At 60.1% G+C, this 24642-nt stretch carries 20 protein-coding genes; 14 read left to right on the forward strand and 6 right to left on the reverse strand.

Annotated elements, in window-relative coordinates; genetic code table 11:
* Nucleotides 1-565: 565 nt before the first annotated feature.
* From AC2CHD_RS07170 to AC2CHD_RS07185, 4 genes are all read right to left on the reverse strand, one after another.
* On the reverse strand, nucleotides 566-2812 hold the full coding sequence (locus AC2CHD_RS07170; RefSeq protein ID WP_484553081.1) for a heavy metal translocating P-type ATPase: 2247 nt from the start codon (nucleotides 2810-2812) through the stop codon (nucleotides 566-568).
* Between the two features lie 85 nt (nucleotides 2813-2897).
* A complete protein-coding gene (gene nagA / locus AC2CHD_RS07175; RefSeq protein WP_484553082.1) occupies nucleotides 2898-4058 on the reverse strand; it encodes an N-acetylglucosamine-6-phosphate deacetylase in 1161 nt (386 codons plus the stop codon).
* A gap of 25 nt (nucleotides 4059-4083) precedes the next feature.
* Nucleotides 4084-4842 carry a GntR family transcriptional regulator gene (locus AC2CHD_RS07180; protein WP_484553083.1) on the reverse strand — a complete coding sequence of 253 codons (759 nt, stop codon included), beginning with the start codon at nucleotides 4840-4842 and terminating at the stop codon, nucleotides 4084-4086.
* The gene (locus tag AC2CHD_RS07185; protein WP_484553239.1) at nucleotides 4842-5732 is read right to left on the reverse strand and encodes a glucosamine kinase nucleotide-binding domain-containing protein; all 891 of its coding nucleotides are present in this window, start codon (nucleotides 5730-5732) and stop codon (nucleotides 4842-4844) included. The genes AC2CHD_RS07180 and AC2CHD_RS07185 overlap by 1 nt, the downstream gene beginning before the upstream one ends.
* Before the next feature lie 403 nt (nucleotides 5733-6135).
* On the opposite strand from AC2CHD_RS07185, the gene AC2CHD_RS07190 reads away from it, so the two are divergent.
* The 7 genes from AC2CHD_RS07190 (at nucleotide 6136) to AC2CHD_RS07220 (ending at nucleotide 13071) form a co-directional block, all read left to right on the forward strand.
* Nucleotides 6136-7392 (forward strand): ABC transporter substrate-binding protein, encoded by a 1257-nt coding sequence (locus tag AC2CHD_RS07190; RefSeq protein WP_484553084.1) that lies wholly within the window; start codon nucleotides 6136-6138, stop codon nucleotides 7390-7392.
* A gap of 64 nt (nucleotides 7393-7456) precedes the next feature.
* Nucleotides 7457-8380, forward strand: coding sequence for a carbohydrate ABC transporter permease (locus AC2CHD_RS07195; RefSeq protein WP_484553085.1), 924 nt, complete (start codon nucleotides 7457-7459; stop codon nucleotides 8378-8380).
* Nucleotides 8381-8392: 12 nt separating this feature from the next.
* Nucleotides 8393-9232 carry a carbohydrate ABC transporter permease gene (locus AC2CHD_RS07200; RefSeq protein ID WP_229448322.1) on the forward strand — a complete coding sequence of 280 codons (840 nt, stop codon included), beginning with the start codon at nucleotides 8393-8395 and terminating at the stop codon, nucleotides 9230-9232.
* Entirely contained in the window at nucleotides 9229-10293 is a 1065-nt protein-coding gene (locus AC2CHD_RS07205) for a Gfo/Idh/MocA family protein (protein ID WP_484553086.1), read from the forward strand. Before AC2CHD_RS07200 ends, AC2CHD_RS07205 begins: the two co-directional genes overlap by 4 nt.
* A gap of 9 nt (nucleotides 10294-10302) precedes the next feature.
* Nucleotides 10303-11313, forward strand: a complete 1011-nt coding sequence (locus AC2CHD_RS07210; protein WP_484553087.1) for an ABC transporter ATP-binding protein — start codon at nucleotides 10303-10305, stop codon at nucleotides 11311-11313.
* 202 nt (nucleotides 11314-11515) lie between these two features.
* Nucleotides 11516-12196, forward strand: a complete 681-nt coding sequence (locus AC2CHD_RS07215; protein WP_484553088.1) for a GntR family transcriptional regulator — start codon at nucleotides 11516-11518, stop codon at nucleotides 12194-12196.
* Between the two features lie 110 nt (nucleotides 12197-12306).
* A complete protein-coding gene (locus AC2CHD_RS07220) occupies nucleotides 12307-13071 on the forward strand; it encodes an isocitrate lyase/PEP mutase family protein (RefSeq protein WP_484553089.1) in 765 nt (254 codons plus the stop codon).
* 9 nt (nucleotides 13072-13080) lie between these two features.
* On the opposite strand, the gene AC2CHD_RS07225 is transcribed toward AC2CHD_RS07220, so the two are convergent.
* A complete protein-coding gene (locus AC2CHD_RS07225; protein ID WP_229448314.1) occupies nucleotides 13081-13932 on the reverse strand; it encodes a MurR/RpiR family transcriptional regulator in 852 nt (283 codons plus the stop codon).
* 125 nt (nucleotides 13933-14057) lie between these two features.
* On the opposite strand from AC2CHD_RS07225, the gene AC2CHD_RS07230 reads away from it, so the two are divergent.
* The 7 genes from AC2CHD_RS07230 to AC2CHD_RS07260 all read left to right on the forward strand — a co-directional run bounded on the left by AC2CHD_RS07230 (nucleotide 14058) and on the right by AC2CHD_RS07260 (nucleotide 21865).
* Nucleotides 14058-14858, forward strand: coding sequence for an N-formylglutamate amidohydrolase (locus AC2CHD_RS07230; protein WP_484553090.1), 801 nt, complete (start codon nucleotides 14058-14060; stop codon nucleotides 14856-14858).
* Nucleotides 14859-14923: 65 nt separating this feature from the next.
* Complete coding sequence (locus AC2CHD_RS07235; protein WP_484553091.1) at nucleotides 14924-15433, forward strand: TRAP transporter small permease subunit; 510 nt, start codon at nucleotides 14924-14926, stop codon at nucleotides 15431-15433.
* A complete protein-coding gene (locus AC2CHD_RS07240) occupies nucleotides 15430-16752 on the forward strand; it encodes a TRAP transporter large permease (RefSeq protein ID WP_484553092.1) in 1323 nt (440 codons plus the stop codon). Before AC2CHD_RS07235 ends, AC2CHD_RS07240 begins: the two co-directional genes overlap by 4 nt.
* 91 nt (nucleotides 16753-16843) lie before the next feature.
* On the forward strand, nucleotides 16844-17896 hold the full coding sequence (locus tag AC2CHD_RS07245; protein WP_229448310.1) for a TRAP transporter substrate-binding protein: 1053 nt from the start codon (nucleotides 16844-16846) through the stop codon (nucleotides 17894-17896).
* 69 nt (nucleotides 17897-17965) lie between these two features.
* A complete protein-coding gene (locus tag AC2CHD_RS07250) occupies nucleotides 17966-19333 on the forward strand; it encodes a glutamine synthetase family protein (RefSeq protein ID WP_484553093.1) in 1368 nt (455 codons plus the stop codon).
* Nucleotide 19334: 1 nt separating this feature from the next.
* Entirely contained in the window at nucleotides 19335-20723 is a 1389-nt protein-coding gene (locus tag AC2CHD_RS07255) for an aldehyde dehydrogenase family protein (protein ID WP_484553094.1), read from the forward strand.
* Nucleotides 20720-21865, forward strand: a complete 1146-nt coding sequence (locus AC2CHD_RS07260; protein ID WP_484553095.1) for an iron-containing alcohol dehydrogenase — start codon at nucleotides 20720-20722, stop codon at nucleotides 21863-21865. The genes AC2CHD_RS07255 and AC2CHD_RS07260 overlap by 4 nt, the downstream gene beginning before the upstream one ends.
* 31 nt (nucleotides 21866-21896) lie before the next feature.
* On the opposite strand, the gene AC2CHD_RS07265 is transcribed toward AC2CHD_RS07260, so the two are convergent.
* Nucleotides 21897-24572: a bifunctional acetate--CoA ligase family protein/GNAT family N-acetyltransferase gene (locus tag AC2CHD_RS07265; protein WP_484553096.1), complete on the reverse strand. Its 2676-nt coding sequence runs from the start codon at nucleotides 24570-24572 to the stop codon at nucleotides 21897-21899.
* Between the last annotated feature and the right edge of the window lie 70 nt (nucleotides 24573-24642).

Below are 24642 nucleotides of genomic sequence, written 5' to 3' on the forward strand. Positions count from 1 at the left end.
CGCTTGATAAGAGTGGAAATCTGACCCGAAGGACGCCGCCGCGAATGCGGCACGCAACACTGTTGAAAGACGGCACAATCCGTCCGTCCGCATCACGCATCTCATCTGCGCAATGCAGTTCCGCCGCCCCGCGGGAAACGCCTGACACCGGCAGAAAAACCTCTGCCAATACCTCGCCAATCCACCAGATCCAGGGTCTTCATGACCTCAGACGGAGATCTTCGCAGCGCTAAACACTTGTCCGCTGAAACACTCTTTCCCCCAGAATCCGCAACGCCCTCCAATCACCAGATTGGCTAAACGATAGCGTATTCCGATTACATATACAACCTATAGTGGTTTATGTGGATATCTTTCTACCACCGGCACTACGGAAAATTATAGAAAGAAAAATAATTATTATTTTACAACAGGATAGTAGAACATAACCCCAAAGAGACCAGAGACATCGCATCCTGCGCAGACGCCTGAAATGCCCGATATATACGTATACAACCACGTATGAAAACGCCGGCCAAAAGGCCGGCGCGCGCAAGTCGGGAGACACTCCGATCCGCTGTTGGATTCAACGCTCAGCGCGAAAGCCGAGAAGCCGCAAAGCGTTGAGCGTCACGAGCACGGTAGCGCCCGTGTCGGCGAGGATAGCGATCCACAATCCAGTGATGCCAAGCACAGTTGTCACCAGGAACACAGCCTTCAAGCCGAGGGCGATGGCGATGTTCTGACGGATATTGGTCATCGTCGCCCGCGCCAGCCGCAACATCCCTCCCACATCGCTCACACGGTTTCGCAGAAGAGCCCCATCCGCCGACTCCAGAGCGACATCAGTGCCCGATCCCATCGCCACCCCGACATCGGCTGTGGCGAGTGCGGGCGCATCATTGATCCCGTCGCCAATCATCATCACCGTGTGATCTGCAGTCAGCTCGCGAATGGCAAAAACCTTGTCGTCAGGCAGGAGCTCGGCACGAAACTCCATATTCAGGCTTCCGGCTATAGCTTCGGCCGTGCGGGCATTGTCTCCAGTAAGCATTACAGACCGCACGCCTATTTGCGCCAGTTCTCGCATCGCCCCAGCGGCATCTTCACGAGGTTCGTCACGCAAGGCGATCAGCCCGCAAAGCTCATTGGCCTGAAACACCGCAGCAACCGTCTTGCCCTGAGCTTCCAATGCTTCGATGCGCTGGCTGGCTTCGGGTGTCATGGCCCCTTGCTCCTCCGCATGCCGCGGCGACCCCACAAACACAGTCTGCCCCTCTATACGCGCTTCCACCCCGCGACCCGGAATGACCCGAGCATCGCTTGCCGGCTCAAACGAGACCCCAAGATTCTCAGAAAATCTCAAAATGGCCTCCGCGAGGGGGTGATTGGACCCCGCCTCGACACTGGCTGCCAGAGACAGAAGGCGACGTTCTTCGCTGTCAGGCGACCATATATCCGTTACCGCAGGCCGCCCCACCGTCAGCGTGCCTGTCTTGTCGAGCGCCACCAGATCGACCCGTGCAGCAGCCTCCAAAACCGCCCCACCTTTCAAGAGAAGACCGCGACGAGCACCAGCCGAAAGGGAGGATGCAATAGAAGCAGGCACCGAAATCACCAGTGCACATGGACAGCCGATCAAAAGCAAAGCCAGCGCCCGATAGATCCATACATCCCAGGGAGCAGCCACTGCCAATGGCGGCACCACCGCTACCAGAACAGCCAGGGCCACGATCGCGGGCATGTAGTAGCGGCTGAACCGATCAATGAAGCGCTCGGTGGGCGCACGCGCCTCCTGAGCTTCCTCAACCAGCCGGATAATGCGGGCTATGGTGTTGTCTTCCGGCGCGCGTGTTACGCGAACCCTGATCACCGCGTCGGTAACGATTGATCCGGCAAACACCTCCTCCCCTTCCCCCTTCGATTTCGGGACAGATTCTCCCGTCACGGGCGCTTCGTCGATGCCTGCAGTCCCATCAACGATCTCGCCGTCGGCGGGAATCCTGTCACCCGGTCGCACGACCACGATCTGCCCAATAACGAGCTCTGATGCCTGCACCTTTCGGGTCGCGCCATTCTCTTCGATCAGAGCTGTTTTAGGGACAAGGTCTCCCAAGGCCCTGATGCCGGCGCGGGCGCGGTTTGCAGCCACGCCCTCCAGCAATTCACCGACAGCGAACAGGAAAACCACCAGCGCAGCTTCCTCGGCCGCGCCGATAAACAGCGCACCCGCAGCCGCCACCGTCATCAGCATTTCAATCGTGAAAGGCATGCCGGCGCGCAGGGCCGCGAAAGCGCGTTGCGCGACCGGCGCGACACCGATCAGGCAGGCGGCCACGAAAGCCCACATGCCCAGGTCGCCCGGCAGAAGGAATTCAGCGCCCCAGGCAGCGGCCAGCAAAAGACTGGTCAGAATAACCAGATGCCCTTTCCCGGTGCGATACCAGCTTTTATTGCCCTCATCCGCGCTATGCACATGACCGGCGCTACCATGCCCAGGTTCCGATGACCCAGAAGCCGGATGAGGCTGCCCCTCCTTACCACTACAACATGCGTCCACGCTGGCATCTCCACCAGCATCCGTCCGAGACTTTTGACGTGCGGAAACCTTGTAGCCCAGCTTTTCGACCGTGCGTTCAATTGTTTCCCGTCCGGTCTTGCCCTCATCAAGGGCAAGCGCCAGCGTCTCGGACATGACCGAAACCTTGACGTCGCTTACGCCCGGAAGGCGCTCAAGCGCTGTCCGGATTTTGCCAGCGCAGCTTGCGCAGTCCATGCCGCCCACGGTCCAGGAATGGGTGTTTGCGGCGTTATCATCCTGTTTCAAGGACACGATGATTCTCCTTGCAGTCAATCAATGACAGCAAGGATAGGAGCTCTAGTCACTAGAGCTTCAAGAGGAAAAATAAAGATTCTGCTCAGAGGAGCGAATATACCGCTTCACCGCCGATCCAGGTCGAAACGACACCTAGATCATCGTCGAGTACGACGAAATCCGCGTCCTTTCCCACCGCAAGACCACCCTTGGAGTGATCGAGCCCTATGGCCTGTGCAGGATAAACGCTCACCATGCGCAGCGCCTCTTCAAGCGCCAAGCCTACCGTGCGGTGAAGATAGACAACCGTGGAAATCATATCGATATCTGCGCCAGCCAGAGTGCCATCCGCCAGTGTCAGGCGCCCATTTTCCCGCATGATGGTCCGCCCGTTCAGCGTGAAAGACGTCATGTCCGTCCCGATCGTCGACATGGCATCCGTCACGGCGAAGAGGCGCGCCGGGCCATTCTTGGCACGCAGAGCAACACCGATGGCCACCGGATCGACATGCACGCCATCGGCGATGATTCCCACCCAGAGTTGCCCGCTCTGCAGCGCAGCCCCCACAACGCCCGGCTCACGATGCGCAAGCGGGCTCATTGCGTTGAAAAGATGTGTGACGAGCGACGCCCCAGCCTCCGCGTAGGCCAGCGCGGTTTCGCAAGTGGTGTTGGTGTGGCCGAGGCTGACCTTCACGCCTGCGTCCACCAGGGCCCGAACCTGGTCGGCTGTCACGTTTTCCGGGGCAAGCGTCACCATCAGCGAGGGCAGCCCTTTCCGCGCCTCTATCAAGGCGGCAAGATCCCTGTCTTCCATCGGCCGGATAAGAGCCGGATCGTGGGCGCCCTTCCGTTCAACAGAAAGATGCGGCCCCTCCAGATGCAAACCGAGAAATCCCAGCATGCGCGACCGTGCAGCTTCCAACCCGGCAGCGACTGAAACGGCTGTTGCTTCTCGCGTGTCGGTAATCAAAGTCGGCAAGAGACCGGTGGTCCCGAACCGCGCATGCGCACGGCAGATCGTGCCAAGCCCTTCCACTCCGCAATTTCCGTCGAACATCACCCCACCACCGCCATTGACCTGAAGATCGATGAAGCCAGGGACAATCATGGCGCCGCCGGCATCACGGACGGGCAGATCGCGAGAGGCGTTTTCTCGCGTCTCGATGGCTGAAATCCGGCCATCGTCGACCATCAGGATGTGATCGTCGAACCAGGTTTCCCCGTCAAAAATACGCGCGCCGGCAAGTGCGAAAGAAGACATGCTACGTTCCAATTGTCAGAGCGCGTCAGCGCTCGGGAATCTTCAGTTCGGCGACGAAATCATACGCGTCACCGCGATAGACAGAACGGGTGAATTCGATGACCCGACCATTGGGCAGATAGGAAACGCGTTCGATATAGAGCGCGGCTTCCCCGGGAGCGACGTTAAGAAGCGAAGCTTCCCGCTCATCCACATTTCGGGCCGAGATTCGCTGAGTGGCACGGCATGGCCGGGCCGACCGTTTACCAAGCGCATCGTAGAGGGAGTCTGTCACCGAAGCCGGATCCGGCAGGAAACTGCCGATGATTGAGGCGCGCTCGATGGCCATCGGCACATCGTCGGCGATGCGTAGTCGCTCCAGTCTTGCGACCGTATCGCCCATCGAAAGGCCCAGCACCATCATTTCATCAGGGGATGGCGCTGCAACGATGCGCTCCAGCCATTCAGAACGTGACGTGAGACCCCGCCGCGCCATATCTTCGGTAAACGAAGTCAGAAGGGAGAGAGACTGTTCAACACGGGACACCGAAGGCGCCACGAACGTGCCCGACCCGTGCCGGCGGATAAGCCGCCCCTGCTTCACCAGATCATCGACGGCACGGCGCACGGTTACGCGGCTTAACTCCGTCAGCTCAGCAATGTCTCGCTCAGTCGGCAAAGCCTCGCCTTCGCGCAATATCCCGCCGGCAATTGCGTCTTCGAGCAAACGCCGCAAACGAAGATAAAGGGGGCCTGACCCCATGGCCGCCACCCGATCTGCGGAAAAAAGGCCCGGGGCTGTCATCAACGCTTCTCCCCGGCCGTCTCAAGCGGAAACGTACGCAACGCCAATTGCACCGCACCTGCAAGGGCATCGCCTTGGGGTTCGGCCAGGATCGCTCTATGACGCGGCGCAAGCCGCTTGGCATATTCGTGGGCCAGCCCTCCAAGGAGACAAAGCCTTTCACAGCCTTCGAAAACAACGGCATCGAGCGCCATGGTGATGTCCCGCACGGCATCGAGCAGGATGTCCCTGGCGAGCAGGTCACACTCGGTATCGTATTCAAAAATCATTGGAGCGAAAGCGCCATAATCGGCAGGACGCGCTTCCTGCTGTGCAAATTCCACCATGGCTTCTGGGTCATCATTGAAACGCGCCATCACTGCGCGGCTCAGCGGCGTGGGTTCACGAATTCCATCATGGGCAAGAAGCGTCTGTTGCAGCAGTGTTCTGCCGATGAATGAGCCACTTGCCTGGTCCCCGATGGCAAACCCCCAGCCGCCAACATTGCGCAAGGTCCCGTCCACCCGGGAAACGTAAACCGAGCCGGTGCCCAGAATGGCCATCACGCCGTCCTCATCACCCAGCGCGCCCTGCATCGCGATCAGGCCATCATGAACAAACCGGGTGTCCGCAAAAGGAAGAGCCTTTGCGAGTTCCCGCTGACGTTCTCCAACATTGATTCCTGCAAGTCCTAAGAAGGCGGGTATCTCCGAAAGTTTGCTCCCCTCGATGCCTGCATCTTTCAAAGCCTGCCCTGCGGCGGCAATGATGTTCGCGCCGATGGCATCCGACGTGGTGAAAATATTGGCGGATCCCTGTTTGCCGCGTCCCACCACGCGCCCGTGGCGATCCGCCAACGCAGCCCGGCAACTGGTTCCCCCTCCATCTATCGCTATCACGTATTCGCTCATGATCACTCCTCTGGAACATAATACCAAAAAGATACCTCCAGGGAACAACAAAAAATCAACACCCATCATTATGACTTTAAGTGCATGATAAAAAAGCTTAAAAATGGGAATCTTCAAAGCCCACTCGGGAATACTCAGAATTCACTCTGGACAAATGGTATCTTTTTGGCCTTTAATTTCTCCATTGGAGGATGCAGAGGGGTCCGGGGAGCGGCGCGTATAAGGGCACACAAGAAGAATCCCGTACACGCACAGACTACCCGGAAGCGCTGACAAGGCTTTGTAGGGCCCACGGCCCTGCCAAGATTGCCTCCATCAGACAAGTTCAGCAGCGCCCGGAGCGCGCTCCATGTTTGCATGCCGAGCCATGGAGATGCCTCTTGAGCAAAACAGGGAGACTACCATGATGAAATCCACCAGACTGGCACTGCTTGCCGCCACCATGCTGGGTGCAACCGGCACGGCGATGGCACAGGATGCCGAACTCACCATCGAAAGCTGGCGCAATGACGACCTGACCATCTGGCAGGAAAAACTGATCCCGGCCTTCGAAGCCAAGCACCCCGGCATCAAGGTGAACTTCGCACCGAGCGCGCCGACCGAATACAATGCCGTTCTCAATTCCAAGCTCGACGCCGGCACGGCTGGCGATCTCGTCACATGCCGCCCGTTCGATGCCTCGCTCAGCCTTTATGAAAAAGGCCATCTGACGGATCTCAAGGACCTTGAGAACATGTCGAACTTCTCCGACGTGGCCAAGGCAGCATGGAGCACGGACGATGGCTCGGCCACCTTCTGCGTACCGATGGCTTCCGTGATCCACGGCTTCATCTACAATGCCGATGCCTTCGAAGAGCTTGGCATCGAACCGCCGAAAACCAATGAGGAATTCTACGCGGTCCTCGAGAAAATCAAGGAAGACGGCACCTATATCCCGATGGCCATGGGCGCCAAGGATCAATGGGAAGCCGCCACCATGGGCTACACCAATATCGGTCCGAACTACTGGAAGGGCGAGGAAGGCCGACTGGCCTTGATCGCCGGCAAGCAAAAGCTCACCGATGAGCAGTGGGTCACACCGCTCGCTGAGATCGCCAAATGGGCACCATATCTCGGTGACGGCTATGAGGCGCAGGCCTATCCCGACAGCCAGAACCTCTTCACGCTTGGTCGTGCAGCCATCTTCCCCGCTGGTTCCTGGGAAATCGCCATCTTCAACGAGCAGGCCGATTTCAAACTGGGCGCATTCCCGCCGCCGGTGCAGAATGCGGGCGACGAGTGCTACATTTCCGACCACACGGATATCGGCATCGGCATGAACGCCAAGACCAAACATCCAGAAGCCGCCCGCACCTTCCTGAATTGGGTCGGCTCCGCGGAGTTCGCGTCACTGTATGCCAACTCGCTGCCGGGCTTCTTCTCTCTGTCCAACGAAACCGTGGAGATGGAAGATCCGCTGGCCAAGGAATTCGTCTCCTGGCGTGAGAACTGCAAGTCCACCATCCGTCCCGCGCACCAGATTCTCTCGCGCGGCACGCCGAACCTGTGGAACGAGATGTGGAACGTTTCCGCCAACGTTCTGCGTGGCGCCCAGACACCTGAAGACGGCGCAAAGCAGCTTCAGGACGGTCTGGCCGGCTGGTACGAGCCACAGCAGTAAGCGCAAGCTCTGAACAAAACCGGGTCCGCCTCTCGCGCGGGCCCGGATCATAGAGAGACGTTCCATGGCCCAAGCCACAAAGAAGCCCCGACGCTGGCACATTGCCGTGTTTCTGGCGCCTGCCGTTCTGATCTACACGGCGATCATGATCATCCCGCTGTTCAGCACGTTGCAACTTGCCTTGTACAGTGAGGTGCAAAACAGCCAGGTCTTTGTCGGCCTTCAGAACTTCCGGGCCCTGTTTGGAGATCCGCAATGGTCGGACCAGTTCTGGAACGCGCTCAAGAACAATACCTGGTTCTTCATCGTGCACATGATCGTGCAGAACCCGATCGGCATACTGCTCGCTGCCCTTCTGTCGAGCCCGCGGCTCCGCATGCGCTCCTTCTATCGCACAGCCATTTTCATCCCGACGATCCTCTCCTTCGTGATTGCAGGTTTCGCCTGGAAGCTGATCCTGAGCCCGCTTTGGGGCGTGGCGCCCAACCTGCTTGATCTCGTTGGCCTGAAAAGCCTGTTCCAGCCTTGGCTTGGCAAGGAAGCCTATGCATTGACCACGCTGGCGCTGATCTCTGTCTGGCAGTTTGTCGGCATTCCGATGATGCTCATCTATGCAGCGCTTCTTTCCATTCCCGACGAGCTTCTGGAAGCGGCCGAATGCGACGGCATCACCGGCATGTCGCAATTCTGGAAGGTGAAGCTGCCGCTGATCCTGCCGGCCATTGGCATCATCTCGATCCTGACCTTTGTCGGCAATTTCAATGCGTTCGACCTGATTTACGCGACACAGGGCGCGCTGGCTGGACCGGATTTCTCCACCGACATTCTGGGCACCTTCATGTTCCGCACCTTCTTTGGCTTCCAGCTTCAACTCGGTGATCCGAACCTCGGCGCAGCCATTGCGACGGCCATGTTCGCCATCATTCTTGTCGGCGTGTCGATCTATCTCTTCGGCATCCAGACGCGGCTGCGCCGCTACCAATTCTGAGGGGAGAGACCGATGAGCACAGCCAGGCACTCCCCCGTCCGTTCTATCGCCGCCCATGCGGTGCTGGCGACATACACGATCATCGCGCTCTTTCCGGTGTTCGTGATCGTCATCAACGCCTTCAAATCGCGCAAGGCGATCTTCCGCACGCCGCTGGAGCTACCCAATGCGGAAACCTTCAGCCTGGTCGGCTTCGAGACGGTTCTGAAACAGGGCGACTTCCTGCTCTATTTCCAGAACAGCTTCGTCGTCACCGTGGTATCGCTGTTCATGGTGTTGCTTTTCGGGGCCATGGCCGCCTTTGCGCTTGCCGAATACCGCTTCAAGGGCAACACGCTGATGGGGCTTTATCTGGCGCTCGGCATCATGATCCCGATCCGGCTCGGCACGGTGGCGATCCTCCAGATGATGGCCGCTTCCGGCCTCGTCAACACGCTGACCTCGCTGATTCTTGTCTATACGGCTCAGGGGCTGCCGCTGGCCATCTTCATTCTCTCGGAGTTCATGCGGCAGGTCTCCGATGATCTGAAGAATGCCGGTCGCATCGACGGGCTCAGCGAATACCGCATCTTCTTCCGCCTCGTCCTGCCGCTGGTGCGGCCCGCCATGGCGACGGTCGCGGTCTTCACGATGATCCCGATCTGGAACGATCTGTGGTTCCCCCTGATCCTGGCGCCAGCCGAGGCAACGAAAACCATCACGCTCGGCGCGCAGGTCTTCATCGGCCAGTTTGTGACCAACTGGAACGCGGTTCTGGCGGCCCTGTCGCTCGCCATTCTGCCGGTGCTGATTCTTTACCTGATCTTCTCGCGCCAGCTGATCCGCGGCATCACATCGGGAGCGGTGAAATGAGTGCACAGGACAAACCCGTCCGGGTGCTGGTTGCAGGCCTCGGCAATATGGGCATGAGCCACGCGCTCGCCTATCACGCCAATCCCGGCTTCGAGATTGTGGGGCTCGTGAGCCGTTCAAAGCCGGACCTGCCAGATGCGCTGAAGGGATATCGGCACTCGACCGATTTCGAAGAGGCGCTGGCCGAAACACAACCGGATCTGGCTTCGATCAACACGTATTCTGACAGCCATGCCCCCTATGCGATTGCCGCCATGGAGGCTGGTGCGCATGTGTTCGTGGAAAAGCCGTTGGCCACGAATGTCTCCGACGCAAGGCGCGTGGTGGAGACGGCGACAACGCACAAGCGCAAGCTTGTGGTGGGTTACATCCTGCGCCATCACCCTTCCTGGGTGAAGCTGATCGAGGAAGCGCGCGGACTCGGTGGCCCCTATGTGTTCCGGCTCAACCTCAACCAGCAATCCTCCGGTCCAACCTGGATGACGCACAAACAGCTCATGCAGACGACGCCACCCATCGTCGACTGCGGCGTGCACTATGTGGACGTGATGTGCCAGATCACCGATGCGAAGCCGGTCAAGGTGCGCGGCATGGGGGTTCGGCTTTCCGAGGAGATCGCCCTGGACATGTACAATTACGGACATTTCCAGGTGATTTTCGACGATGGCTCGGTGGGCTGGTACGAGGCCGGCTGGGGACCGATGATGTCGGAGACGGCCTTCTTCGTGAAAGACATCATCTCCCCCAATGGCTGCGTTTCCATCGTGATGGACGAGGGCGCGAAGTCGGATGACATCGACGCGCACACACAGACCTCGCGCATCCGCATCCACAGGGCCGAGACCGACGCCAGCGGTCGTTTCGCCCAAGAGGACACGCTTCTGTCGATGGAAGGCGAGCCGGGGCATCAGGAACTGTGCGACCGCGAACAGGCCTTCGTCCTGAAAGCCATCTGCGAAGACATCGACCTTTCACGGCACATGCATGACGCCGTGCAATCCCTCAACATCTGCCTCGCCGCCGACGAAAGCGTGCGAAGCGGCAAGGAAATCGAACTCTAGGACGAAACCGTGGGCTCACTCGCACTCAAGAACATCACCAAATCGTTCGGCCAGGTCGACGTCATCAAGGGCGTGGACCTCGAAGTTCAGGACGGCGAATTCGTCATCTTCGTCGGCCCGTCCGGCTGTGGCAAATCCACCCTTCTACGTATCATCGCGGGGCTTGAAGATGCCAGCGGCGGGAGCGTGGAGATCGACGGTTCGGAGGTGAGCTCGACGCCCCCCTCGAAGCGCGGTATCGCCATGGTGTTCCAGACCTATGCGCTCTATCCGCACCTGACCGTGCGCGACAATATGAGCCTCGGCCTGAAACAGGCAAAACACCCGGCCGCACACATTGCCGAACGTGTGGACTTTGCGTCGAAGATGCTGTCGCTCGAACCCTATCTCGACCGGCGTCCGGCGGAACTTTCCGGTGGCCAGCGCCAGCGTGTCGCCATCGGCCGCGCCGTGGTGCGCAAGCCCAAGCTCTTTCTGTTCGACGAGCCGCTCTCCAATCTCGATGCGGCATTGCGTGTCAACACGCGGCTTGAAATCGCGCGCCTCCATCGGGAACTGGGCGCCACCATGGTCTATGTAACCCATGATCAGACCGAAGCCATGACGCTCGCAGACCGCATCGTCGTTCTGAATGGCGGGAAGATCGAGCAGGTGGGCACGCCCATGGAGCTTTACAACGACCCGGCCAATCTTTTCGTCGCCGGTTTCATCGGCTCACCTCAGATGAATTTCATCGAGGCCGGCCACCTCTCCCGCGAGGATGCCAAGACGATCGGTATACGCCCGGAGCACATTTCCATCGTGCCTTCGGGTGGAGACATTTCCGGCCGCGTCTCTCACGTCGAGCATCTGGGCGCGGACACCAATGTCTATCTCGACTGCGGTGCCGCCGGACTGGTCTGCGCCCGCCTCTTCGGCGAGCAGAATTTCGAGATCGACAGCATGGTGCATGCCAAGTTCGATGAAACTCGCGTCTTCCGTTTCGACGAAAAGGGTCAGGCAATCCGCCCTACCAATTGAGACGGTAAAGCAATATTGGCGGCGGGACTTTTTCGCCGCCTGCCAAACAACACTGTTCCATTTTGTGACGAAATCATGTGACTTGAAGCATTCCACCGCCCGAAAACCTTGCATCACAAGAAGTACGCGCTTAGTCGATCGTTAACCGATACACATAGAAGCTGTATCGGCAAAGACGAGACTGACGAGGGGTGGCAGGGCGATGGAAGGCGAATTCGTTCCGGTGTCCAGACGCGTCACCATACAGGACGGTGTTTACCAGCAACTTCGTCACGCGCTGATGGTCGGCCGGTTCGACCCGGGCCAGACGCTCACCATTGCCTCTCTGGCGGACTCCTTCGGCACCAGTCACATGCCGGTCCGGGAGGCGCTACGTCGCCTGGCTGCGGAAAACGCGCTGGAAATCGCACCCAACGGCTCAGCATGTGTCCCCGCCATCAGCAAGGCACGGCTTGACGATCTCTGCCGCGCTCGGATTGCCGTCGAAGGCTTGGCCGCAGAGCTCGCGACCCCAAACTGCAGCGCGGCTGACATCGGAGCGCTTGAAGAACTGGTGAAAGCGCACGAGACGTCAAGTCACGAGGAAAGCATCTACACGATGCTGGTGAAGAACCAGGAGTTCCACTTCACCCTGTACCAGAGCTCCGGCTCTGAAGTTTTGTTGCAATTGGCCGAGTCCTTATGGCTGCGCTTCGGACCCTATATGCGCATGCTGACACGTCATCTCGAGCCGACCCTGCGCTCACGCGAAGGCGGAACCTACGCGCGCCACCACCACGATGTGATCGCGGCACTGCGCAAGCGCGATGCAGCGGGCGTGTGCGATGCCATCAGCGAAGACATCAAGGCGACTCAAACGCTGCTTCGTCCGCTTTGTGACTGATCTGACCTTGGGGCACTGGCCCGCGGCACAGCACGCTTTGGAGCAAGCGCGCCGCCAAAGAATGTGAAAAGCTGAAGTCGGATCCACCCCATTTCTCATGGAGACCGGTCATGCAACAGACCGACAAGGCTCATACCTTCCACGCTCTTCACGTCAAAGGCAGTCCTCTCGTCCTCTATAATATCTGGGACGCAGGTTCTGCGGCAGCGGTAGCCGAGGCTGGCGCAAAGGCCCTTGCGACCGGAAGCTGGTCGGTCGCCGCCGCCCATGGTTTTGGCGATGGCGAGAAAATCCCCGTCGAGTTCTTGGCTCAGGTGGCCCGCCGCATCGTGGAGACGGTCGACCTGCCGCTCTCTGTCGACTTCGAAGGTGCCTATGCAACCGATCCGCAAGGTGCTGCTGACAATGTCTCGCGCATTCTCGACGCGGGTGCGGTGGGCATCAATTTCGAGGATCAGATCGTCGGTGGCAGCGGCCTGCATACGATCGCCGATCAGGCAAAACGTATTGCAGCCATCCGGGCGATGGCGGAGGCACGCGGCGTGCCCCTTTTCATCAATGCCCGGACCGACCTTTTCCTCAAAGAGAGCGAGCGTGACCGTCATTCAGGCCTGATCGAAGAAGCCAAGGAACGCGCGAAGGCTTTTGCGGACGCGGGCGCCAGCGGTTTCTTCGCCCCCGCCTTGGTGGACGAGGTGCTGATTGAGGACCTTTGCGACGCCTCGTCCCTGCCCGTCAACATCATGGCCATGAAGAGCGCGCCGGATGCCGCGACACTTGGGCAGCTGGGGGTGGCCCGTATCAGCCATGGCCCCGGGCCCTACCGGGCGGCGATGGCGTCGCTGAAGGACGCTGCAGCAGCCGTGTACGGATAAAACCCCGGTTCACTCCCCTGCAGCCGGTTTGTTCCAGTGAATATGCTCCAGCGCCTGGATGCGTTCCCGGGCCGTGTCCCAATCTCCGTGGGTTACACGGTCTACAATAGCCTCCACCAGCGCCAGCAGAACAACGCCCGAATCCCAGGTTCGGCCTGAATCGATGGCGCAGGGCAGGACAACCTTCGCATAGCGCGAAATCGGTGACAGCCAGCTATCGGTGATCAACACAATGCGCGCTTTGCGTTCGCATAAAAGCTCGCTCAAATGCACCAGGTCGCGCTGATAGCGACGGATATCGAACAACACCACCACGTCACCCGCCTTCACGTCGAGCAACTGATCGTCCCAGGTGGATGTCTGGTCTTGAAAGCGGCGCACATTGGGTCGCACGATGCGCAGATGCGAAGCCATATAGCGGGCAATCGCATCGCTGAAACGGCCACCGAGCGTGTAACAGGCTGTCTTCGGGTCGGAGAGAAGCGCACAGGCGGCTTCAAACTCGCTTTCAGGAATTGCTTCAAGCGTCGCCTGAATGTTGGCCGTGGCACGGGAAAAGTAGGAGCCGAGTGCCGAACCATCCATATTTCGCGCAGCAGAACTGTCTCCTTTCTCCAAGGGCGAGAGCAATTCCGCCTGGATCTCGGTCCTCAGCGCGCGTTGAAACTCTGGATAACCGGAAAAGCCGAGCCGCGACACGAAGCGTAGAACCGTCGGCGCACTTGTACCGGCCAGCCCGGCAAACTCGGCAACCGTGGAAAGGCCGGTGCTTGGATAGTTGGCGAGAAACGCATGGGCCACCTTGCGTTCCGCATCGGTCATCTGACCGAGCGCGCCATGCACAAGCTCTTTCGTACCCAAACGCCACTCTCCCGCATTGCCGACTTCGTGTCCGTAATAAAAATTACACAATTGACAAATTATCCGCAATGCTAATCAATATTACAGATAAACCGCAGGGGCGCGGGCGGGTGTGTGGAGGTTTGATGGTCAGAGTGCTGCTTGACCCATCCGAGGGCGAACCATTCGAGATCGAGCGTACCGATGGGCGGTCGCCGGTCATTCTCGTCTGTGAACACGCCTCTCGCACCATTCCCCGGACCCTTTCCGATCTTGGAGCAAAACCTGAGACGCTAACCAGCCACGCAGCCTGGGATATTGGGGCTCTGGCCGTAGCTCGAAAACTCTCCGAACTTCTGGATGCTCCCCTCATCCATCAACGCTTCTCAAGGCTTGTTTACGACTGCAACCGTCCCCCGGATGCGCAGGATGCAATCCCGGAGAGGAGCGAGATTCACGCCATCCCGGGAAATCGCAATCTTTCGGACGAAGCGCGCAGACAGCGTGTCACAGAGATTTACGAGCCTTTTCGTCAGGCCCTTGCGGAGCTCATCGCAGCACGGACGGCTCCATCCAGACAACCGGTCATCGTCACAATCCATTCCTTCACCCGCGTTTATTTCGGCATCGCCCGGCATCGCGCGATCGGGCTTCTGCACGACCGGGACCGCCGGCTCGCCGATGCCATGCTGCAACTGGCAGAAGAGCAGGGCATCTCCAATGCGATGCGCAATTATCCCTACGGGCCGGAGGATGGTGTGACACACACTCTGCGCCTGCACGCAGTCCAGAACGGCCTCCTCAACGTCATGATCGAGTATTGCAGCGATCTGATCGATACGGAACAGGGACAGGATGAATGGGCAAAGCGTACAGCAAAGCTGCTTGAGACGACACTGGAGCGCTTTCACATCGACATACACGCAGCCGGACCACAACAAGCCTGACAAGAAAAGGCCGGCGCAGAACCAGAGCGGGAAGACAGAGGAGATAAAATGGGAGACGGGAAGCGATGCCGAATGCCATAAGGCGCTATGTGCGGCTGATCGATCGTACAAATCATTATGTCGGCCTGGTGGTCATGTACATGATCTTCCTGATGATCGGCATATTGCTCTATTCGTCGATCATGAAAACCGTGGCCATTCCGCCGCTCTGGACGCTTGAAATGGCCCAGTTTGCCATGGTTGCCTACTACATGGTCGGCGGCGGCTGGGCATTGCAGAACGACGCGCATGTGCGCATGGACCTGATCTATGCCCGATGGTCGCCCCGCACGAAGGCGCTTGTCGATTCCATCACCGTTCTGTTCCTGATCTTCTATCTCTCGCTTCTGCTCTATGGCGGTTTTTCCTCCACCTCCTATGCACTGAAATATGGTGAGACCAGCTATTCGGCATGGTCGCCCTACATGGCACCCATCAAGATCATCATGTGCATCGGCATCGCACTGACGCTGCTTCAGGCCGTTGCCCAGCTCTTCAGGGACATTGCGCGGGTGCGCGGGGAGGAGCTGTCATGAGCTATGAACTGACAGCGATCCTCATGTTCACCGGCATGATGGGCCTGCTTCTGACGGGCCAGCGCGTGTTTGGCGCCATCGGTTTCATTGCGGTGGCCTTCGCGCTGCTGCTTTGGGGCACGGGTGGCTCCGAGATCGCCTTTTCCGCCGCCATGAAACTGATGAAATGGTACGCGCTGCTGACGCTGCCGCTCTTCATCTACATGGGTTACATGCTGTCGGAATCGGGCATTGCCGACGATCTCTACAAGATGTTCCATGTGTGGTTCGGCCCGGTGCGCGGCGGGCTTGCCATCGGAACGATCGCGCTCATGGTGGTTATTTCCGCCATGAACGGCCTCTCCGTCGCCGGCATGGCCATCGGCGCGACAATCGCGCTGCCGGAACTGCTCAGACGCGGCTACGACAAGATCATGGTGACCGGCGTCATCCAGGCAGGTTCATCGCTCGGCATCCTCGTGCCGCCCAGCGTGGTGCTGGTGCTCTACGCCATGATCGCGCGCCAGCCGGTCGGCCAGCTCTGGCTTGCAGGCGTGTTTCCGGGCCTGCTCATGGCCGGGCTTTTCGTTCTCTACATCGCGATCCGGTGCTGGCTGCAGCCCAATCTCGGGCCTGTGCTTCCTGCCGAAGAGCGCCGCATCCCGATGTCCGAAAAGCTCAAGCTCCTATCGGCCGGCATTCTGCCCTTCATGATCTTTTTCCTGATGACCGGGCTTTTCGTCATGGGCGTTACCAGCCTTGTCGAAAGCTCTGCCATCGGCGCCGTCTCGGCGACCGCCGCCGCCGCCATCCGTGGCCGGCTCACGTTGAAGGTGATCCACGACACGGTGCGCAAGACGCTCTCCGTCTCGTGCATGTTCATGTGGATCATCCTGGCCGCACTGTGCTTCGGCGCGGTGTTTGACGGACTGGGTGCCGTCAGGGCCATCGAGGGATTCTTTCTCGATCAGCTCGGCCTGTCGCCCTGGGAAGTGCTGATCCTGATGCAGCTTTCCTATCTCATCATGGGCATGTTTCTGGACGACACGGCGATGCTGGTCATCGTCGCGCCGCTCTACGTGCCGCTTGTCAAGCTGCTCGGTTTCGACCTCATCTGGTACGGCGTGCTTTACACGATCACCTGCCAGATCGCCTACATGACCCCGCCCTTCGGCTACAATCTGTTCCTGATGCGGGCCATGGCGCCGCCGGAAATCAAGCTCGGAGACATATACCGGTCCATTGTGCCCTTCGTGGCGGTCATGGTGTTCGCGCTGATCATTGTCATGGCCTTCCCACAGATCGCGCTATGGCTCCCGGAGCATGTCTATGCGCGCTGAAAACGCACAACCAAGGAGGTGACGACCAGAACAAGCCTGCGGCAATGCCCGGCAACAACGACCGGGACAACAACCAGAGGAGTGAACGAAGATGCAAAACAGACGCGACTTTCTCAAGAAAGCGGGCATGGCATCGGCGGCAGCAGCCGGAACCACGGCCCTTGCAACGCCCTATGTTCATGCGCAAAGCCCGATCCGCTGGCGGCTGCAGACCTATGCCGGCGCTGCCCTTGCCGAACATGTCGTCAAACCGGCCATCGACGCCTTCAACAAGGCGGCCAATGGCGAGATGGAAATCGAGCTCTACTATGCCGACCAGCTCGTACCGACGGGTGAGCTTTTCCGCGCCATGCAGAATGGCACGATCGACGCCGTGCAGTCGGACGACGATTCCATGGCAGCGCCGGTCGATGTGTCGGTCTTCGGCGGCTATTTCCCCTTTGCCACGCGCTATTCGCTCGATGTGCAGGCGCTCTTCTACAAGCATGGCCTGGCCGAGATCTGGGAAGAGGCCTATGGCGAGGTCGAAGGCGTTACATGGCTTTCGGCGGGTTCATGGGACCCCTGCCACTTCAACACCAAGGAACCCATCAAGAGCCTTGAAGACCTGAAGGGCAAGCGTGTCTTCACCTTCCCGACAGCCGGCAAGTTCCTTTCCCGCTTCGGTGTCGTTCCCGTTACGCTTCCATGGGAAGACGTGGAAGTTGCCGTGCAGACGGGCGAGCTCGACGGCATCGCCTGGTCGGGTATCACCGAGGATTACACGGTGGGCTGGGCTGACGTGACGCCCTATCTGCTCACCAACAATATCTGCGGTGCCTGGGTTGGTTCCTTCTTCGCCAATTCCGACCGCTGGAACGAGGTGCCGGACCACCTGAAGCAGCTCTTCCGGCTGGCGATGGACTCCTCGCATTATTATCGCCTGCACTGGTACTGGGCCGGCGAAGCGGATCTGCGCGTCAATGGCGGCAAGATGGAACTCACCACCATCCCCGACGCCGAATGGGCGACGGTGGAAGCCGAGGCGGAAAAATTCTGGGACGAGATTGCTGCCGAAGGCGGGCGCAAGGAGCGTGTGGTGAAAATCCTGCGCGACTACCGCACGCTCATGCAGAAGGCCGGTCCTCCCTATCGCTACGGTTGATCAGAACAAAATCATGGCCCCGGCGTCATTGCCGGGGCCATATCCAAAACCACCAACAGGACGAGTTGAATGGCGGGCAAACTGACTTTGGAAAGCCTCAAGGCGGCAGCGGAGGCCGGCGAGATCGACACGGTGCTCGTCGCGCTGGTCGACATGCAGGGGCGCCTGATGGGCAAGCGGTTCCATGTGGATTTCTTCCTCGAAAGCGCATTCGAGGAAACCCATAGCTGCAACTACCTGCTCGCCACCGACATGGAGATGTTCACGGTCGAGGGTTATCGCGCGACGAGCTGGTCGGCAGGCTATGGCGACTACACGATGAAGCCAGACCTCTCGACCATGCGGCGCATTCCCTGGCTGGAAGGCACGGCGCTGGTTCTATGCGATGTGCTCGACCACCACACGCATGAAGACGTGCCCCATTCGCCACGCGCCATCCTGAAAAAGCAGGTCGCGCGGCTGGACGCCATGGGCATGAAGGCGATGATGGCCTCGGAACTGGAATTCTTCCTCTTCCGCGACACATTCGAGGAAGCCGCAGAGAAAGGCTATCGCGGGCTGGAGCGCATCAGCGCCTACAACGAGGATTACCACATCTTCCAGACCACCAAGGAAGAAGATGTGATGCGGGCGATCCGCAACGGCCTCAACGGCGCGGATGTGCCGGTGGAAAACTCCAAGGGCGAGGCGGATGCCGGTCAGGAGGAGATCAACGTCCGATACACCGACGCGCTCACCATGGCCGACCGCCACGCCATCGTGAAAAACGGCTGCAAGGAAATCGCCTGGAAGGCCGGTCGCGCCATCAGCTTCATGGCCAAATGGGACGACAAGGCAGCCGGCAATTCCTCGCACATCCATCAATCGCTCTGGACGCTCGATGGCAAGCCGCTCTTCTTCGACCCTGCGGGCGAACACGGCATGTCGGACATGATGAAACGTTATATGGCGGGCCTGCTCGCCCATGCCGGCGAAATTGCCTATTTCCTCGCGCCCTACATCAATTCCTACAAACGTTTCGCGGCCGGAACCTTCGCCCCCACCAAAGCGATCTGGTCGTTCGACAACCGCACGGCGGGCTACCGCGTCTGCGGAGAGAACACGAAAGCGGTGCGCGTGGAATGCCGGGTCGGCGGCGCCGACCTGAACCCCTATCTTGCCTTCGCGGCCCTGATCGCGGCAGGCATTGATGGCATCGAAAACAAGAGAGAGCTGGAGCCGGCCTTTGTCGGCGACGCGTATGAGGGCGAAGGCATCCGCGAGATCCCCAAAACCCTGCGCGATGCCGCCACCGCGCTCGACGGTTCAAAAATGCTGCGTGCGGCCTTTGGTGACGACGTTGTCGATCACTATGTCCATGCAGCCCGCTGGGAACAATCCGAATATGATCGCCGCGTCACCGACTGGGAGGTCAGGCGCGGTTTTGAGAGAGCATGACATGACGAAAACCCTGCAATGCATTTCCCCCATCGACGGCACGGTCTTTGCCGAGCGCCCGGTGATGGACCCCGACAAGGCGGCCAGGCTTCTCGCCAATGCCCGCCATGCTCAAAAGGCCTGGGCCGCACGTCCGCTCGATGAGCGCATCAAGCTGGTGAATGCCGGCGTTGCCCGCCTCAACGAGATGAAAGACGAAGTGGTGCCGGAGCTTGCCCACATGATGGGCCGCCCGGTGCGCTATGGCGGCGAGTTCGGCGGCATGAACGAGCGCTCCGCCTATATGGCGGAGATTGCCGAGCGTGCCCTCGCACCCATCGTTCTGGAGGATTCGGAAAGCTTCGCGCGCCGCATCGAACGCGTTCCCCACGGGCTGGTCGGCGTCATCGCGCCGTGGAACTATCCCTACATGACGGCCATGAACACCATCGTTCCCGCCCTCATTGCCGGCAATGCCGTCGCGGTCAAGCACGCCACGCAGACGCTGCTCGTGGGTGAGCGCATCGTGCGCGCCTTCCATGAAGCGGGCATTCCCGAAGAGCTGTTCGTCAATCTCTTCCTTGACCATGCCGGCACGGAAAAGCTGATCGGAAAGCGCTCCTTCGACTTCATCAATTTCACAGGATCCGTCGGCGGGGGACGCGCCATCGAGCGGGCGGCTGCCGGCACCTTCACCGGGCTCGGGCTGGAACTCGGCGGCAAGGACCCCGCCTATGTGATGGACGATGCGGATATCGACTGGGCCGTCGATGTGCTGATGGACGGCGCAATGTTCAATGCCGGCCAGTGCTGCTGCGGCATCGAACGTATCTATGTCGCGGAGAAGCATTTCGACAGTTTTGTCGAGAAGTCCGTGGACTGGGTGGGCAAGCTGAAACTCGGCAATCCGCTGGACGAGGACACCACCATCGGCCCCATGGCCAACAAGCGGTTTGCGGCCGAAGTGCGCAGCCAGACCGAAGACGCGCTGGCGCAGGGCGCAAAGGCGCTGGTCGATCCGAAAACCTTCCCGGAAGATGATGGCGGCACCTATCTCATGCCGCAGATCCTCGTGGACGTGAACCACCAGATGCGGGTGATGCGCGAGGAAAGCTTTGGCCCCGTTGTCGGCATCATGCCGGTGAAGAACGATGCCGAAGCGCTCGACCTCATGAATGATTGCGAGTTCGGCCTGACCGCCTCGCTGTGGACATCCGATCCCGAGCGCGCGGCGGCTATCGGTGCAGACATCGAAACGGGCAGCGTGTTCCTGAACCGTGCCGACTATCTCGACCCGGCCCTTTGCTGGACCGGCTGTAAGAACACCGGGCGCGGCGGCGCGCTTTCCGAAATCGGCTACCACAATCTGACCCGCCCGAAATCCTACCACATGAGAAAGAAACAGGCATGAAGCTCGAAGGAAACTGGTCCTATCCCACCGCTGTACGGTTTGGCGCCGGGCGCATCAGGGAACTGGCCGAAGCCTGCAAGGCAGCCGGCATTTCAAAGCCGCTTCTGGTGACCGACCGCGGCCTTGCCGGCATGGACATCACGAAGAATGCGCTCGACATTCTGGAGGCCGCGGGCCTTGGCCGGGCCATATTCTCAGAGGTTGACCCCAACCCCAACGACAAGAACCTCGATGCCGGTGTGAAGGTTTTCAGGGACGGCGGTCATGATGGCGTTGTTGCTTTCGGCGGCGGTTCAGGCCTCGATCTCGGCAAGCTGATCGCCTTCATGGCCGGTCAGACGCGACCGGTCTGGGATTTCGAAGACATTGGCGACTGGTGGACCCGCGCGGATGCGTCGAAAATCGCACCAAACGTGGCCGTCCCCACAACTGCCGGCACCGGCTCGGAAGTGGGGCGCGCGGGCGTTGTCACGAACTCCAAAACCCATGTCAAAAAAATCATCTTCCATCCGAAGGTGCTTCCCTCTGTGGTGATATGCGATCCGGAACTGACCGTGGGCATGCCCAAGGCGATCACCGCCGGCACCGGCATGGATGCCTTTGCGCATTGTCTGGAGGCCTATTCCTCGGCCTTCTACCACCCGATGAGCCAGGGCATCGCTCTTGAAGGGCTTCGGCTCGTGAAAGAGTACCTTCCCCGTGCCTACCATGATGGCACAGACCTCGAGGCCCGCGCGCACATGATGAGCGCCGCCGCCATGGGCGCGGTCGCGTTCCAGAAGGGCCTGGGTGCCATCCACGCACTCTCCCACCCGGTCGGGGCGCTCTACAACACCCATCACGGCACGACGAATGCAGTGGTGATGCCGGCTGTGCTGAAACTCAATCGGCCGGAGATCGAGGAACGCATAGCTGCCGCCGCAGCCTATCTGGGCATTGCGGGCGGGTTTGACGGATTCTTCGATTTCGTGATGCAGCTCCGCGAAGAACTCGGAATTCCCGACCGCCTCAGCGACATGGGCGTCGGATCAGATCGCATTGACGAGATGGTGGAGATGGCATTGGTAGATCCGAGTGGTGGAGGCAACCCGGTCAAGCTGACCGCAGCCAACACGAAGGCGCTGTTCGAAGCCTGCATCTGAGGTCTGGCGCACCCGCCCCTCATCCGCCTGCCTAGAGCTCCAGCACCACCGTTGTCACGCCGGCCTCGCCGCTGTCCTTCACCACGAAGCCAAAATCGCGGCACATGGCGAGCATTTTGGTGTTGTCGCTCAGGACAATGCCCTCGATGGCGCCAATGCCCTCTTCCCGGCCATAGTCGATGAGCTGCTTCAGCAGCGCGAAGCCAAGCCCGTGGCCCTGAAGATCGGTGCGCACAAGCAGGCCATACTCGGCGATCTCCTTGTCGGGATCAGCCGAAAGGCGGCCAATGCCCGCCATCTCGCCATCCTCTTCGCGTAGCGCGATGAAGGCCATGTCGCGCTCGTAGTCGAGCTGGGTCAGTCGTTCCAGCATTTCGTCTGGAAAGTGCTTGCGCGGGGCGAGGAAGCGGAACCGGATATCCTCCGGCGAAACGCGCGCCAGGAAATCCGGAAACAACGCCACATCCGCAGGCTTGATCGGACGCAGATGGTAGCGGTGCCCCTCCAGGTTTACATCCTTTTCCCAGCCATACGGATAAGGGCGGATGGCAAGGTCCGGGTTCGGACCCTTGCGGTGGATCTCCGCAGGCTCGATCTCGATGCGTGCATCGAGCGCCACAACACCATCGGCGTCGGCCAGCAGCGGGTTGATGTCCATGCCCTTGATGCAGGGGAAATCGACGATCATCTGCGATACGGCGTTGAGGGCGCCAGCAATCGCATCACTGTCGGCGGGCGCGCGATCGCGGTATCCAGCCAGCAGTTTTCCGATGCGGGTCGACGCCATCAGGTCGCCGGCCAGAACGTCATCGAGCGGCGGCAGCGCAATGGCCGTATCCTCCATCACCTCCACCGCCGTGCCGCCTGCTCCAAAAAGGACCACGGGACCAAAGATGGGATCCTGACTAACACCGAGGATGAGCTCATGGGCGTGTTTGCGCACCACCATGGGCTGAACGGCAAAGCCTTCAAGCCCGTCGGCCATGCCCGCATCGTCCAGCCGCTTCATGATGTTCTCGGCGGCCTTCTGCGCCGCTTCCGACGTCTTGAGGCCAAGCACCACGCCGCCGACATCCGATTTGTGCGTGATGGTTCTGGAAAGAAGTTTGACGACAACCCTTTCCGAGCTTTCGAGCAAGCGTGCAGTGGCCTCACTCACTGCTTCTGGTGTCTCGACAATCACGGTTTCAGGCACGGGAATTCCGTAAGCGGCAATGGCCGCCTTGGCTTCGGGTTCCGTCAGCATGCGACGGCCTTCGGCAGCGACCTTTTCAAGGATGGCGCGCAGGCTTTCGCGGTCTCCCTGTACATCCTCGCTGCGGCTCGAAGGCACACGGGTCAACGCCTTCTGGGCACGGGACCATTCACCCAGATAGGAAAGCGCCGCGGTGGCGCTCGACGGGGTGCTGAAGTTTGCAATGCCCGCTTCCTGCAGGATGCGACGCCCCTCCCGCGCGGTCTCCTCTCCCAGCCAGCAGGTGATGAGCGGCTTGCCGTTCACGCGCCCCTTGTCGGCATGGGCCGCAACCGCGCGGGCCGCATCGGAGGGCGAGGCAAGCCCGGTCGGGCAGTTGAACACCAGAACCGCATCGATGTCGGGATCGTCAGCCACCGCCAGAAGCGCCTCGCTATAACGCTCCGGCGGCGCATCGCCGATAATGTCGGCGGGGTTGGAATGCGACCAGTTGGGCGGCAGCGCCCGGTCCAGACGGGCGATGGTTTCGGGCGAAAATTCTGCCATCGTGCCGCCGAGATCGTTGAGCCGGTCCACGGCCAGAACACCCGCCCCGCCGCCATTGCTGACAATGCCCACATGGGCCCGCTGCAGGGGGCGGAAGCGGGCGAGCACTTCCGCGGCATCGAACAGTTCGCCAAGATCGAGCACGCGCAGAATACCGGCACGGCGCAGCGCCGCCTCCACCACCCTGTCCGCGCCCGAAAGCGCGCCGGTGTGCGTCGCTGCCGCCTGTGCGGCCTGCGCATGGCGGCCGGCCTTGATGGCGATCACCGGCTTCAGCCGCGCCGCCGCCCGGGCGGCGGTCATGAATTTGCGCGGATTGGGAATTGTTTCGAGATACATGAGAATGCCGCGCGTGCGCCCGTCGCCGGCAAGCATTTCCAGATAGTCGCCCACATCCACGTCGGCCATGTCGCCCAGCGAAACGATATGCGAGAAGCCAACGCCTTCCGCCGCTGCCCAGTCCACGAGCGACGTGGCAATCGCACCTGACTGCGAAAGCAGAGCGAGCCCGCAGGGCCTGGCCTGCATATGCGCGAAGCTGGCGTTGAAATTCATCGGCGGCACCATCAGCCCCACCGTGTTCGGACCGATGATGCGGAAAAGATAGGGCTTTGCCGCGTCGAGCATGGCCTGACGCAACCCGTTCTCCCGTGTCAGCCCGGCTGTGATGACGACAGCGGTGCGTGTTCCCTTCTCGCCAAGCTCGGAGATGATCCCCGGCACCGTTTTGGGAGGCGTGACGATGACGGCAATGTCCGGAATGCCTGGAATGTCGGCAGCGCGCTTGTAGCAGCGCCGGCCTGCCACTTCCCTGTATTTCGGATTGACGGGCCAGATCTCGCCGTCAAACCCACCATCCTGCAAATTCTGCATCACGATATGGCCGACAGCGCCGGGCCTCTTTGAAGCACCGATGACGGCAACAGAGCGTGGACGGGCGGCGAATTCAAGATTGCGGATCGTCATGAACGATGGCTCCGGTTCGCGCGAGTTGTGCGTTTCCGCATCACTATAGCGGCATGGCGCAGCAACTGCG

Source organism: Nitratireductor sp. ATLC21, from assembly GCF_057196525.1.